Origin of the sequence: Brevibacillus invocatus, assembly GCF_003710915.1 — a bacterium.
In the GTDB taxonomy this organism is placed as follows: Bacteria; Bacillota; Bacilli; order Brevibacillales; family Brevibacillaceae; genus Brevibacillus; species Brevibacillus invocatus.
The window spans coordinates 180,784-194,993 of record NZ_RHHR01000003.1 but is presented as its reverse complement, the minus strand read 5'-3'; the positions used below and the strand labels follow the sequence as shown (position 1 = coordinate 194,993).

At 51.2% G+C, this 14,210-nt stretch carries 12 protein-coding genes, 1 other RNA gene and 1 other annotated feature; of the genes, 11 read left to right on the top strand and 2 right to left on the bottom strand.

Going from position 1 to position 14,210, the window contains the following annotated elements; genetic code table 11:
• Nucleotides 1-10: 10 nt before the first annotated feature.
• From EDM52_RS01825 to EDM52_RS01810, 4 genes are all read left to right on the top strand, one after another.
• Nucleotides 11-523: an adenine phosphoribosyltransferase gene (locus tag EDM52_RS01825; RefSeq protein ID WP_122907309.1), complete on the top strand. Its 513-nt coding sequence runs from the start codon at nucleotides 11-13 to the stop codon at nucleotides 521-523.
• A 219-nt stretch (nucleotides 524-742) separates the two neighbouring features.
• On the top strand, nucleotides 743-2,914 hold the full coding sequence (locus EDM52_RS01820; protein ID WP_122907308.1) for a RelA/SpoT family protein: 2,172 nt from the start codon (nucleotides 743-745) through the stop codon (nucleotides 2,912-2,914).
• A 68-nt stretch (nucleotides 2,915-2,982) separates the two neighbouring features.
• Nucleotides 2,983-3,420 carry a D-aminoacyl-tRNA deacylase gene (dtd, locus tag EDM52_RS01815; protein ID WP_122907307.1) on the top strand — a complete coding sequence of 146 codons (438 nt, stop codon included), beginning with the start codon at nucleotides 2,983-2,985 and terminating at the stop codon, nucleotides 3,418-3,420.
• Nucleotides 3,421-3,445: 25 nt separating this feature from the next.
• Nucleotides 3,446-3,997 carry a short-chain dehydrogenase gene (locus EDM52_RS01810; protein WP_122907306.1) on the top strand — a complete coding sequence of 184 codons (552 nt, stop codon included), beginning with the start codon at nucleotides 3,446-3,448 and terminating at the stop codon, nucleotides 3,995-3,997.
• A 100-nt stretch (nucleotides 3,998-4,097) separates the two neighbouring features.
• Here EDM52_RS01810 and EDM52_RS01805 read toward each other — a convergent pair whose 3' ends face one another.
• Nucleotides 4,098-5,978: an N-acetylmuramoyl-L-alanine amidase family protein gene (locus EDM52_RS01805; protein WP_245996425.1), complete on the bottom strand. Its 1,881-nt coding sequence runs from the start codon at nucleotides 5,976-5,978 to the stop codon at nucleotides 4,098-4,100.
• Between the two features lie 197 nt (nucleotides 5,979-6,175).
• Here EDM52_RS01805 and EDM52_RS24440 point away from each other — a divergent pair, with 197 nt between their 5' ends.
• The 7 genes from EDM52_RS24440 (at nucleotide 6,176) to EDM52_RS01775 (ending at nucleotide 13,916) form a co-directional block, all read left to right on the top strand.
• Nucleotides 6,176-6,349, top strand: coding sequence for a hypothetical protein (locus EDM52_RS24440; protein WP_183184745.1), 174 nt, complete (start codon nucleotides 6,176-6,178; stop codon nucleotides 6,347-6,349).
• A gap of 99 nt (nucleotides 6,350-6,448) precedes the next feature.
• Nucleotides 6,449-7,960, top strand: coding sequence for a coproporphyrinogen III oxidase (locus EDM52_RS01800; protein WP_122907360.1), 1,512 nt, complete (start codon nucleotides 6,449-6,451; stop codon nucleotides 7,958-7,960).
• 92 nt (nucleotides 7,961-8,052) lie between these two features.
• Nucleotides 8,053-8,315, top strand: a binding site (T-box leader).
• Between the two features lie 93 nt (nucleotides 8,316-8,408).
• The gene (gene hisS / locus EDM52_RS01795) at nucleotides 8,409-9,668 is read left to right on the top strand and encodes a histidine--tRNA ligase (RefSeq protein ID WP_122907304.1); all 1,260 of its coding nucleotides are present in this window, start codon (nucleotides 8,409-8,411) and stop codon (nucleotides 9,666-9,668) included.
• 35 nt (nucleotides 9,669-9,703) lie between these two features.
• Nucleotides 9,704-11,494, top strand: a complete 1,791-nt coding sequence (aspS, locus tag EDM52_RS01790; RefSeq protein ID WP_122907303.1) for an aspartate--tRNA ligase — start codon at nucleotides 9,704-9,706, stop codon at nucleotides 11,492-11,494.
• 56 nt (nucleotides 11,495-11,550) lie between these two features.
• Nucleotides 11,551-11,729: non-coding RNA, 6S RNA (gene ssrS / locus EDM52_RS01785), on the top strand.
• A gap of 63 nt (nucleotides 11,730-11,792) precedes the next feature.
• Entirely contained in the window at nucleotides 11,793-12,548 is a 756-nt protein-coding gene (locus EDM52_RS01780) for a tRNA threonylcarbamoyladenosine dehydratase (protein ID WP_122907302.1), read from the top strand.
• A gap of 6 nt (nucleotides 12,549-12,554) precedes the next feature.
• Nucleotides 12,555-13,916, top strand: a complete 1,362-nt coding sequence (locus tag EDM52_RS01775; RefSeq protein ID WP_122907301.1) for an AAA family ATPase — start codon at nucleotides 12,555-12,557, stop codon at nucleotides 13,914-13,916.
• Nucleotides 13,917-13,952: 36 nt separating this feature from the next.
• Here EDM52_RS01775 and EDM52_RS24435 read toward each other — a convergent pair whose 3' ends face one another.
• Nucleotides 13,953-14,126 (bottom strand): hypothetical protein, encoded by a 174-nt coding sequence (locus EDM52_RS24435; protein WP_183184744.1) that lies wholly within the window; start codon nucleotides 14,124-14,126, stop codon nucleotides 13,953-13,955.
• Nucleotides 14,127-14,210 lie beyond the last annotated feature (84 nt).

The following is a 14,210-nucleotide window of genomic DNA, read 5'->3' as shown; positions in this document are numbered from 1 at the left end:
GGAGTTATTGATGGATTTTAAACAATACATTCGCGTTATTCCCGATTTTCCCCAACCAGGCATTCGCTTCAAGGATATTACGACTCTGCTCAAAGATGGTCCTGCTTACCATGCGGCGATTCAGGAGCTGGCGGTATTCGCTCGCGAAGTGCAGGCTGATGTCATTGCGGGTCCGGAAGCGCGCGGTTTTGTGGTAGGGGCGCCGCTTTCCTATGAAATGAAGATCGGCTTTGTTCCGATCCGTAAATCTGGCAAGCTGCCCTATGAGTCTATCAAGGCTGACTACAACCTGGAGTACGGAAAAGATGCGCTGGCCGTTCACGTGGATGCGATCACACCGGGTCAACGTGTACTGATCGCTGATGACCTTTTGGCGACAGGCGGTACCATCGAGACCACCATTCAATTGATCGAGCAATTGGGCGGAAAAGTCGTAGGTGCAGCATTCCTGATTGAACTGAGCTATCTCGACGGACGCAACAAAATGGGTGACATCCCAGTAAAATCCTTGATTCAATACTAGATCGTTCCAAGAAAGCGGGCCTTGTGCCCGTTTTTTGCTTTTTTCGCGCGTACTTCTTGCTTTTACCGGGGAAATCACCTTTACAACCCGAACGACTTAAAAGATAATAGGATGAAATAGAATTGATTCCGCTTTGTAAAGTTTCCATGAAGGAAGGACCAGCTTCTTCGAAAGGCTTCATTATACGCTTTTTCTATGAGAGGATATGGGAAGGGAACTATGATTACGGGTATTGATGAGGTAGTAAAAAAGGCGAGCACGTATCTATCACAAGATGATTTGGACATGATTAAACGTGCTTATGAACTGGCAAACAAAGCACATGAGGGTCAAATACGCAAATCAGGCGTTCCTTATATCATGCATCCGATCGCAGTCGCGGGTATCCTTGCAAATTTGCACATGGATGCGGTGACGATTGCTGCGGGATTTTTACACGATGTAGTAGAAGACACACCGGTGACACTGGAGGATCTCCGGGATCAGTTTGGGCCGGACGTGGCGCTGCTGGTTGATGGTGTGACCAAGCTGGAGAAAATCAAATACAAGTCCAAAGAAGAGCAGTTGGCTGAGAACCACCGCAAAATGCTGGTAGCGATGGCCCAGGATATTCGCGTCATTATGATCAAGCTGGCTGACCGCCTTCACAATATGCGAACCTTGCGCCATATGTCTGAGGAAAAGCAGCGGGAGATTTCCGACGAAACGCTGGAGATTTTCGCTCCATTGGCGCATCGTTTGGGGATTGCGTCTGTGAAGTGGGAGCTTGAAGATACCTCCCTTCGTTATCTGAACCCGCAGCAGTATTACCGGATCGTCAACCTGATGCAAAAGAAACGGGTTGAGCGTGAAGCGTACTTAAATGAAGCTTCAGCTACGATCAGGGAGAAGCTCGGGGAACTGAGTATCGAGGCCGAAATTTCGGGGCGTCCGAAGCACATCTACAGCATCTATAAAAAGATGACGAAGCAAAACAAGCAGTTTAATGAAATTTATGACCTGCTTGCTCTTCGTGTTATTGTGAACGACATTCGCGACTGTTACGCGGTCCTTGGCATTGTGCACACCTTATGGAAGCCCATGCCTGGCAGATTCAAGGACTATATTGCCATGCCCAAGACCAACATGTACCAGTCTCTCCATACGACGGTCATCGGACCCAAGGGTGAGCCTTTGGAGGTTCAGATTCGCACGTGGGATATGCACCAGACAGCAGAGATCGGGATTGCTGCACACTGGGCATACAAGGAAGGCAAGAACGTCGTGCAAGGCACGTTTGCCGAAAAACTGGGCAATTTGCGGGAAATGATCGAGGGTGGTTCCGAGGAAGCACCAAATGCTCAGGAATTCATGGAAAGCCTAAAGCAGGATTTGTTTTCCGATACGGTCTTTGTCTTTACGCCGAAGGGCGATGTGGTGGAGCTGCCAAAAGGCTCTGTTCCTCTCGACTTTTCGTATCGCATTCACTCAGCGGTCGGTAACCGGACGATTGGAGCCAAGGTAAACGGAAAGATTGTTCCGTTGGATTATGCGATGAAGACGGGCGATATCGTCGAAATTCTCACGTCCAAGCATTCGTACGGACCCAGCCAGGACTGGTTGAAAATGGCCAAGTCAGCGCATGCCCGCAATAAAATTAAACAATGGTTTAAAAAAGAAAAACGAGAAGAGAATGTCGCAAAAGGCCAGCAAATGGTTGAATCAGAAGTGAAGTCGCGCGGCTTTGACGTCAAGGAAGCGATGGTCGAAGCCAACCTGAAAGAAGCAGCGGCACGCTTCAATTTTCAAGGATCTGAAGACATGTTTGCAGCGGTTGGGTACGGAGGCATTACCGCTTCACAAATCGTGACGCGACTGGTAGACAAGTTGCGCCGTGAGCGTGAAGAGCAGAATCCGGTCATTCCAGAAATAAAGCCGACCCCTTCCTCTCAAAATAAGAGAAGTGAATCCGGCGTCAAGGTTCGTGGGGTAGACAATCTGCTGGTTCGTATCTCCCGCTGCTGTACACCCGTTCCAGGTGATCAGATCATCGGCTTTATTACACGCGGCAGAGGCGTTTCTGTGCATCGTCTGGACTGTCCCAACATTGCGACCGAGGATTGTTCGGAGCGCTTGATCGACGTGGAATGGGATACGGAGTTCAAGCATAATTTCAATGTCGATATCGAGATTACTGGAAACGATCGGAGTGGACTCTTGAACGATGTGCTGCAGGTAGTGGCGGAAACCAAAACCAATATCGCAGCGGTCAGTGGCAAGGCAGATAAAAACCGGGTCGCCACGATCCACATGACGATCTCGATCAGCAATATCGACCACCTGCAAAAAGTGGTAGAGCGGATTAAACGCATCAAGGATATTTATTCGGTTCGCCGGATATTAAGCACCTGATCTCCAAGAGGATCGGGTGTTCTTCTTTCATTTCGTAAATGGGTGTGGCTATAGGAGGATGAAACAGGATGAGAGTTGTTGTTCAGCGAACGCGAGAAGCAAGTGTGACGGTAGCGGGAGATATGGTCGGGAAAATTGATCACGGCTTGCTTTTGCTGGTTGGGATTACACACGAGGATAGCGAAAAAGACGTCGATTTTGTCGCGGACAAGGTGGCAAATCTGCGGATCTTTGAAGACGAGGATGGGAAAATGAACCACTCTGTACTGGAAACAGGCGGGCAAATCTTGTCTGTCTCCCAATTTACGTTGTATGGAGACTGCCGGAAGGGAAGACGTCCCAATTTCATGAGTGCTGCGAGACCTGAGCAGGCAGAGCCCTTGTACGAGCTTTTCAACAGCAAATTGCGCGAGAAGGGCTTGCTTGTAGAGACAGGCCGCTTTGGTGCGATGATGGATGTACGTCTCTTAAACGACGGTCCCGTTACCTTGATCGTAGAATCCTAAAAGTTCTGATAAGGGAGAGGATGACATGAGCAAAAAGGCACTCGTGGTGGGCGGTACAGGTATGCTGAAAGACGTGGTGCGATGGTTGGTCGAGCAAGGGTATCTGGTGGCGGTCGTAGGACGCAATCGCGAGAGGTTTGAGCGTGTGCTGCAAGGACTGTCACAGCCAGAGACCGTGGACTATATCCAACTGGATTACCATCAGACACACGAGCTGAGGGCAGCGATGGAAGCCTTGCTTTTACGCAACGGACCGCTTGATCTGGTCGTGTCATGGATCCATCTGACGGCACCTGAGGCGCTCACGACTATCCAGATGGCCCTATCTCGACAGGAGCAGGAGTGGAGGCTTCTCCAGGTGTGCGGCAGCGGAGCCTGGAAGAAGCCCCCTCAGATCGTACCGACTGCCAATTGCCAATATCGTCGTGTCATTCTCGGTTTTGTCCTGGAGGGAAATTCGGCTCGCTGGCTGTCCAATCAGGAGATCGCTCAAGGAGTGGTAAACGCTATTCGCAATGATCAACCCCTTTCGATTGTCGGTGTGGTCGAGCCGTGGGAAAAGCGTCCAGCCTATTGAAAATGATTTAACGAAATTAATAAGCCCTCTGGCAGCAGGTAGGCACTTACGCGTGTCTGCTGTTTGCCAGAGGGCTTTTTGGTTTGCAGGCAAGTTGTTATTAACCGCCTTGATTGCTTTGTGTCGTAAAGTACTGAATGATCCCTTTGTACAATCCATCGGCAGCCAGCTCCTGTTGCTGCTCGGAACGTACGCGGATCTCATCGTTGTAGTTGGAGAGAAATCCGATCTCAGCCAGGATGGACGGGACGGGATTCTCACGCAGCACGAAGTAGTTGCCATAACGCGCGTTCATATCTTTGTAGCTGGTCGCCTTGACGATCTCATTTTGGACGAGTGACGCCAGCTTGCTGGAGTTGCCATTGTTGAAATAGAAAACAATGGTTCCGTTGGTAGCGGTATTCGGGTGCGTATTATGATGGATGCTGACGAAGATATCTGCTTGGTTATGGATGGCCACGTCTACCCTTTGCTGAAGGGTCAGCTTGCGGTCATCGGCGCGGGTCATAATGACCTTGGCCCCGGCAGATTCCAATTTCTTGCGGAGAATGAGGGCAACCTGCAGATTTACCGTCTTTTCCAGAGTGGCAAAGCTGGAGCCTGTGGCGCCATTATCATTTCCTCCGTGTCCTGCATCTACGACGATCACTTTGTTTACCAGTTCATTGCTCTTCAATACAGCAGGTACGCCTACGGTGGAGACGAGCCAGCCGGCTATGTAACCGGTTGTTCCATCTTGGAAGCTCACTTGGAACCAGTCGCCTTCAGTCTTGACGATTTCATATTTCTCGCCAGTCTGTACACGCTTGATGATTTCATGCTGGGTGCCAGGGCCTGAGCGAATATTGGTATCGGGATTGATAATCGTCACATGCGGGCCAGCAGGAGTAGGGAATACGGGCTGGGCTACGGTAACTAACCATCCGGCTACCCATCCGGTTTTTCCGTCTGGTGTTGTGACACGGTACCAGTCTCCTTGCTTTTCCAGCACGGTCAAGCTGGTGCCGGTGGCTAGCGTGGTCAGAATCGTACTGGACGTATTGGCTTCACTGCGCAGATTGAGTCCGTCAGTATTGACGGTTGCTTTCTGAACGGCCGGTTTGTCTGCCGATCCAGGACTTACTGGCTGGCTGTCTGGTTGCCCAGGACCCGTCCCGTGTTCAGATTCTTGTTCCGGCTGAGAGTTTTTTTGCTCTTCGGCCTTGATCCAGGCGTTCACACCATGATAGGGAAACTGGACCCAACCGTTTTGCTGGGCGAGCACGGTGACTGTCGCTCCAGCATGCAATTGGCCAATGGCCGGAGTCTGGCTATCAGGCGTGGCATAGATATAGGGAGCAGAGTCAAGTGTCAGACTAGCTCCTTGCACGGTGCCAGGCTTCGGTGTTACGACTTGTGTGGGCAGTGTAACGGGTGATTCATTTGGTGTAGTGGCGGCAGGAGGATTGCTGCTTCCCACTGGAGTTGTCCCTCCACTAGCGCCAACTTCTTTCACCAACCATGCTGCTACCCAGCCTTTGCTTTGGCCGGATAATTGAATCTCGATCCAGTCGCCGTTCTTTTGCAGGACGGAGTATCGTGTCCCAAGTCCAATTTGCTGCACGACAGAGTGATTCGTTCCCGGTCCAGAACGGACATTCAGATTGTCGGTTGTGCTCTCCACCTGGGCTTTAGCAGCAGGTGTCTGTGTCTGGGACGACGGTGTCGAAGAGACGAGCCAGTTGGCTACCCAACCGTTTTTTCCATCGGGCAATTTGACTTGCACCCAATCATTTTGTTGCGAGATGACCGGGAGTACAGTTTGGTTCGGGAGGGTCGTAATAATCGTGTCCTGGAGGCTGGGACCAGATCGGACGTTCAGCTTGTCCACAGTGACCTGAACAGAACCGGCGGCCCAAGCTGAAGTGACAGGGATGGAGACGGCACAGACGATAGTCAGGAGCATCTTCAGGAATTTTTGACGAACAAACACGATAGACATCCTTTCCGAATTTTTTGCATGCATCAAACAACGCATTTACCATGATTTTGGTAAAACATAGGGTAAAGGTACCTCATTCGCCCTCTATCCTTCTTTTTCCTGCAACAACCGACAAACTTCTGCAAGAAATCTGCGTATGACAGATCGGGCGCGGCGGCAATACTAGAGTTAAGAGAAGGCAGCTAGGAGGAAGAGACGTGAGACAGTCCCACAAGGAGACCTTTGCCCAAGAATTGAACCGGAAACTGTTTTCCGTCGATTTTCACGATTTTTTGGAAAAAGAGTCGCAGCTCAATGATATTGAGATGTCCAGAGAATTTCATATTAGCGTCAGGGATGTCCAATCCTTGCGCAAACGCCTGAAGCCTTAACCATCTATCTTTTGGTCTGGGTTCGCCACTTGGAAGGTTGACCGGACTTTTGGGGTCGGCTAAGATGAAGGGTGGCAAATGAAAAAGCAGGTGAACCCAATGATTGAAATTAGGTGTGAAGGACACACATTTGAGCGGGAAGTCTCCTTGATTCTCGCCTTGTTTTACGAAGATCCGGCGCTTGCTTTCGTCAGTCGCTGGACAGATGAGCCGGGTCTAAAGCTCAAATTATCGCTCCGCCAGCAAGCAGATGGTGTCGTGGCTGACAGTGAACTGTTTGACGGGCATAAACGGCTTTTTCACCAGGTGCAGCGCAGCTATGTAAGCCTGGAGGAAAAAGCGATGCGCAAGACCGCCAAGCAGGCCGTTAATTACGCTTTGCTGCTAGTGCTGGAAGAATATACGGGTATGGAACAAGGGTGGGGAATCCTGATCGGAATTCGCCCGACAAAATTGCTTCATCAGCTCCTTTCATCTGGAGTCAGCAAGGAGGAGGCTCATCGGCGGCTGCAGCAGGACGTTGTGTTGCGACCTTACAAGCTGCAGCTCCTGCAGGAGATTGTGGATCGTCAGCTGCGCGTTGTTCCTGACTTTTATCAAGTCGACCAGGAACTGTCCATTTATATTGGCATCCCCTTTTGTCCGACGAAGTGTGCCTACTGTACGTTTCCTGCATATGCCATTCGCAGCCATACCGCTTCAGTCAATCCATTTCTCGAAGGGCTTCACTACGAGCTGGAACGCATCGGGGAATGGCTGACAGAGCACGATCAGAAGATCACCTCGATCTACTTTGGCGGCGGGACACCGACCAGTATTACCGCTGAGGACATGGACATGCTGTTTCAAACCATGCATCGCAAGTTTCCGCACATGGACAAGGTTCGAGAGCTGACGGTAGAGGCTGGCAGACCCGATACGATTACCCGGGAAAAGCTGGAAGTGATGAAGCGCTGGGAAGTAGATCGCATCAGCATCAACCCGCAGTCGTTTACCCAGGAGACCTTGCAGGCGATCGGTCGTCATCATACGGTGGAAGAGACGATCGAGAAATACCATTTGGCGATGGAAATGGGTTTGACCAATATCAATATGGACTTAATCATCGGCTTGCCGAATGAGGGGCTGGCAGAGCTGGCGCATAGCCTGCGTGAAGTAGAGAAGCTGATGCCGGCATCATTGACCGTGCACACCCTATCTTTTAAGCGAGCTTCGGAAATGACGCAGAACAAGGAACGTTACCGGGTAGCCAGCAGAGACGAAATCAGCGCTATGATGCAGATGGCTTCGGATTGGACGCAGGCGAATGGTTACGCACCCTACTATTTGTACCGTCAAAAAAATATACTGGGAAATTTAGAGAACGTAGGATATTCTCTGCCAGATCAGGAAAGTATTTATAATATCATGATTATGGAAGAAGTGCAGACGATTCTGGGACTTGGCTGTGGCGCTGTCTCCAAGCTGATGGCTCCAGGCAGCGGAAAATTGACGCGCTGGCCCAATCCCAAAGATCCGAAGACGTACAATGATACCTACAAGATTTTGGTAGAAAACAAGCTGCGAGATCTAAATGAAGTCTACGCAGGAAAGTCGGCCGTGCAGTCTTGAGGCTTCGTTAAAAAATGTTTTTTAGATGTGCCTGTTGACGACGGATAACGAGTTTGCTATGATTCACATTAAGCTTTTTTCAACAAAATGAACGAGATCTGATGACGGGAACGAGTAATCAGGAGACGCTAGAGCAGAGAGCAAGCACCGTGGCTGAGAGTGCTTGTATATGACGACCTGGTGAATGACATCCCCGAAGACCGCAGTGAACGGATGGAGCGTGTTGACTCCCTTAGTAACTGGCAGGCGCTGGCCCGCGTTATGGGCATAAAAGTGGAATGTCTATTCGTTTTCACAAGAAGACATTCAAGCAGGGTGGCACCACGGGAGATAAAACAAGTCTCTCGTCCCTGACATGTGGCGTACGCACCATGTCAGGCGACGAGGGGCTTTTTTTCATATTTCTTTGCTTCCCCCATAACGGGGAGAACAATGGAGGTTCACTTTCATGAAAAAAATTCAGATTCCCCGCGGAACACAGGATATTTTGCCGGGTACCGTGGAGCTGTGGCAGTACGTGGAGAGCAAAGCCCGCGATCTCTGCCGCCGCTATAACTATCAGGAAATTCGCACCCCGCTCTTCGAGAGTACAGAGCTGTTCATTCGCGGCGTTGGCGAGACGACGGATGTCGTGGAGAAAGAGATGTACAGCGTCGCCAATCCGCGCAGTACAGATGCCTTGACGCTTCGTCCGGAGGGGACAGCGGGTGTCGTGCGCTCCTACGTGGAAAACAAGCTGTACGGATCACCGAACCAGCCCACCAAGCAGTATTACCTGGGACCGATGTTTCGCCACGAGCGTCCACAGGCAGGGCGCTACCGCCAATTCGTGCAGTTTGGCGTGGAGGCGATTGGCAGCAGTGACCCGGCCATCGACGCGGAAGTCATTAGCGTAGCCATTCGCTTGTACCAGGAGCTGGGCTTGACCGGGCTCTCCGTCGAACTGAACAGCGTGGGGACATTGGAAGACCGGGCACGTCATCGGGAGTATTTGCTCGCTCACCTGAACGCGGTGCGCTCAGAGCTGTGTGAGGACTGCCAATCCCGGATTGATCGCAATCCGCTGCGCGTACTGGACTGTAAAAACGAGAAGTGCAAGTCGCTGACCAAGGATGCTCCTTCCATCCTGGATTACCTGAGTGAAGAGTCTGCTGCTCACTTTGACGCGGTCAAAGGCTATCTGGAAGCGTTGCAGATTCCGTATCATGTCAATCCGCGACTGGTGCGTGGTCTTGATTACTACACATTGACTGCATTCGAGATCAAGATGGCGGAGATCGGAGCTGTGGAAACACTTTGCGGCGGTGGTCGCTACAATGGTCTGGTGGCAGACCTGGGTGGAGACGATATGCCGGGCATCGGCTTTGCACTCAGCATCGAGCGCTTGCTGCTCGCACTGGAAAAACAAGGGATTTCGCTTCCGACGACTGGCGGCATCGATTGCTTCGTCGTCGTGCAAACACCTGAAGCAAAAGCAACAGCGTTCGTGCTTGTCGATCAGCTGCGCCAGGCAGGAGTCATTGCCGAGCTGGATTACCTGGATCGCAAAATGAAGGCCCAGCTAAAGCAAGCAGACCGATTGGAAGCGCGTTTTACAGCCATTATCGGCGAATCCGAGCTTGCCAATGGGACGGTTCTCCTCAAGGAGATGGGAACAGGCGAACAGCAAGTAGTGAAACGGGAAGACCTCGTCATAACTTTGACTTAAGAAAAAATAAAAAACCCCTAGTGGAGGTAACCATCATGGCATGGCAATATCGAACCGTACATTGCGGAGAAGTGACAAAAGAACACGTAGGAAAAGAAATCGTTTTGAACGGCTGGGTACAAACCCGACGCGACCTCGGAGGCGTGATCTTTATTGATTTCCGCGACCGCACAGGAATTGTTCAAATCGTGTTCAATCCTGAGTACAACAAGGCAGCATGGGAAGTCGCGGACAAAGTCAGAAGCGAATACGTGTTGGTTGTAAAAGGGGAAGTCGTGAACCGCGCACCTGAAGCGATCAATCCGAAAGTACAGACCGGCGAATACGAAGTGCACATTTCCGAAATTCAAATCCTCAATGATGCCAAAACACCGCCATTCCCGATCGAAGACGATCTGAATGTCGATGAACAGGTTCGCCTGAAATATCGTTATCTGGACCTGCGCCGTCCGGAAATGCAGCGTTCCCTGATCCTGCGCAGCAAGGCAGCAAAAGCTTTCCGCGACTACCTCGACACGAACAGCTTTGTGGAAGTGGAAACGCCGATGCTGACCAAGAGCACGCCGGAGGGTGCACGTGACTATCTCGTTCCTTCCCGTGTACATCCTGGCGAATTCTACGCCTTGCCGCAATCTCCACAGCTGTTCAAACAGCTGCTGATGGTATCGGGCCTGGAGCGTTACTACCAGATCGTACGCTGCTTCCGTGACGAAGACCTCCGTGCTGACCGCCAGCCTGAATTTACTCAAGTCGACATCGAGACTTCTTTCCTTTCTATGGAAGAAATCTTGCCGATGATGGAAAAAATGGTGGCACACGTATTCAAGGAAACGATCGGTGTAGATGTACCTACTCCATTCCCGCGCCTCACGTATGCGGAAGCAATGGGGCGCTACGGCTCCGACAAACCAGACATCCGTTTTGGCCTGGAGCTGACTGATGTCTCTGACGTTGTTGCCAACAGCGACTTTAAAGTGTTCGCCAGCGTGGTTGCAGGTGGCGGTCAGGTTAAAGCAATCAACGCCAAAGGCTGCGGACACTACTCCCGTAAAGAAGCAGACGATCTGGCGAAATTCGCTTCCCGCTATGGAGCAAAAGGCTTGGCATGGATTGGCATCAAGGATGGCGAGCTGAAAGGTCCAATCGTCAAGTTCTTTAAAGAAGAAGAGATCAATGAAATGAAAAAACGTCTGGATGTCGAAGAAGGAGACCTGCTCCTGTTCGTCGCAGACAAACCAAAAGTCGTAGCAGATGCACTCGGTGCGCTTCGCAGCAAGCTGGCTGCTGAGCTGGGACTGATCGACCACAGCCAATTTGCTTTCCTGTGGGTTGTCGACTTCCCGCTGGTCGAGTGGGACGAAGAAGCCAAACGCTATGTCGCCCTGCATCATCCGTTCACCCGTCCAAAAGACGAAGACCTTCATCTGTTCGACACCGATCCAGGACAAATCCGTGCGCAAGCCTATGACATGGTCCTGAACGGCTATGAGCTTGGCGGCGGTTCCATGCGGATCTACAAACGCGATGTACAGGAAAAAATGTTCAAGGCACTCGGCTTTACACCTGAAGAGGCGCGTGAACAATTTGGCTTCCTGCTCGATGCTTTCGAATACGGTACACCTCCACATGGCGGTATTGCACTCGGCCTGGACCGTCTGATCATGCTCCTGGCTGGGCGCACCAACCTGCGTGAAGTCATCGCTTTCCCGAAAACGGCAAGCGCAAGTGACTTGATGGTGAACGCTCCTGATGTTGTAGCACCAAAACAGCTGAAAGAACTGCATATCGATACCATTGTAGAAGAGGAAGAGAAGGTTCAGGCTTAAGAACAGCTGACTTGCACAAATGCATTGCTCTTTGATACATTGGTAATACTAGTAGATAAGCCCTGCGATGTCCGTGATATCTGATCGTTTTGAGCCACAAAGTTTGACTTGGGAGTTGTTCGTCCCAACTGTTAAGGCATGCCTCACTCGAGTGGACGTCTGGCACAGTTGGGCAGACACCCACCTGCGATGAGCAGGTTCAAAACGTAGGAGTACACGACATAATGGGGCTCCTTTTTTCACTGGATTCCTACTTTTCCGATTGACAATAAATCCGCTTTGAAAGGTGAACGAATGCATGCTTCATCAATTTTCTCGTTGTGAATTGGCCTTCGGTCCTGAAGGTTTGGAAAAAATGAAAAATAGCCGCGTCGCGGTTTTGGGGATCGGCGGGGTCGGTTCCTTTACTGTAGAGGCTTTAGCCCGTACAGGTATTGGTAAGCTGGTCATGGTCGACAAGGATGTCGTCGATATCACCAACTGCAACCGCCAGATTCATGCAACACTGAATACGGTTGGTCAGAAAAAAGCAGAATTGATGAAAGATCGGATATTGAGCATCAATCCCGAGTGTGAGGTCGTCACACTGAACATGTTTTACAATGCGGAGACAGCTGATCAGCTCTTTGCACACGAAGTGGATTACATCGTGGATGCGATGGACACCATGTCGGCAAAGCTGCACGTGATCCAAGAAGCAAAGCGCCGAAACATTCCCATTATCTCCAGCATGGGCGCGGCGAACAAAATGGACCCTACTCGTTTCGAGGTGGCGGATATCTCGCAGACCAGCTACGACCCGATCGCCAAGGTCATTCGTCGTGAGCTGCGCAAAAATGGCATTTACAAAGGGGTTAAAGTCGTATATTCCCGGGAAATTCCTGTCGTCGTTCGCTCTGATGTTCGGGAGCAGATCGTAAGCAATCCGAATTCACCGATCAGCAAGGTGCGGCAGCCTCCAGCGAGCAATGCTTTCGTCCCATCTGTAGCAGGACTGATTCTGGCGAGTGTCGTAGTACGCGATTTGCTGGATTGGCAGCCAGCCAAAGGGTAATGGGCGATGGACGATCTATTTACATTTGCCTATGAACAGCAGGGGGGCGGTGCCAAGCAAAAGCCGCTCGCTGCTCGGATGCGTCCTCAGTCCATCCAAGACGTGATTGGACAATCGCACATTATTGCACCAGGAAAGCTGCTGCGCCGTGCGATAGAAGCGGATCAAGTTTCCTCCTTGATATTCTACGGTCCTCCTGGAACAGGAAAAACGACTTTGGCCAAGGTCATTGCCCGGTCAACACGCTCCTATTTTTCGGAACTCAACGCTGTCACAGCTGGGGTAGGCGATATCCGCAAAGTGGTGGAAGAGGCAAAGGAAAGGCTCGTGATGGGCGGACAACGAACCACGCTGTTCGTCGATGAAATTCATCGCTTCAACAAATCCCAGCAGGATGCCTTGCTGCCTTTTGTTGAAGAAGGGACCATTATTCTGATTGGTGCGACGACAGAGAATCCGTTTTTTGAAGTCAATGCTGCCCTGTTGTCCCGCTCTCAAATCTTCTCGCTTCAACCATTGACACATGAGGAGCTGGAGAAGGTCATTGAACGAGCCTTGAAGGACACGGAACAAGGTCTGGGTGAACTGGACGTGCAGATTGAACCTGAAGCGATGGAGCATTTGATCCATTATGCAGAGGGGGATGCACGCAGACTGCTGAATGCCCTGGAGCTGGCCGTCTCTACGACATCGCCGGGAGCGGATGGACGGATTACGATCACATTGAATGTAGCTGTGGAATCCATCCAACGTCGCGCGGTACGCTATGACAAGAGCGGGGATAACCATTACGACACGATTTCTGCCTTTATTAAATCGATCCGCGGTTCTGACCCTGATGCAGCTCTCTATTGGCTGGCGAGGATGATCGACGCGGGAGAAGACCCGCGCTTTATTGCTCGCAGACTGGTGATATCTGCCTCAGAGGATATCGGAAACGCCGATCCACAGGCCATCAGCGTTGCGATATCGTGCTTTCAGGCCGTTGAGCTGGTTGGCATGCCGGAAGGGCGAATTCCTTTGGGACAAGCGACGACCTACTTGGCCACAGCACCGAAAAGCAATGCAGCCTATAATGGCATTAACCAGGCTTTGGCCCACATTCAAAAAGAAGGGCACAAACCGGTACCCACTCATTTGCGTGATTCGGCGTACAAGGGTGCAGCCAAGCTGGGCCATGGAAAAGGATACTTATATCCGCACAACTATCCCTATGGGTATGTGCATCAGCAGTATTTGCCAGACGGCTTGCAGGTATCCTTTTACGACCCCAAGGATCATGGTTACGAGCGGCATATACGCCGGTTTCAGGAGGAACGTCAGAAGCTGGACAGTGGTCGACGAGCGCCCGGGAAATCCTCGGAATAGGGAAAATCCCCCAATGGATGGGGGAGTAGACTGCTTTTAAGTACGGACATTGCCGCCAGGCTTGTTGGGCAAATCTCCATTTTCATTCGGCTGCTTGCTCTGCTCGCTGGCACCGTAGCGTGCCTTGTGAGCAATCGTGCCTGCCGGATATTCATACAAGGTCTCGGACGGATGGTTGCGTCCGCGTTCTGAGCGTTTGTTCGTAGCCATTCTTGCACTCACCCCCTAGAGGTAGTGTATCCTGGACTGCCGAAGTCATGTAGGAAGCAGGAAAGAAGGGAAATGTAAACAAAG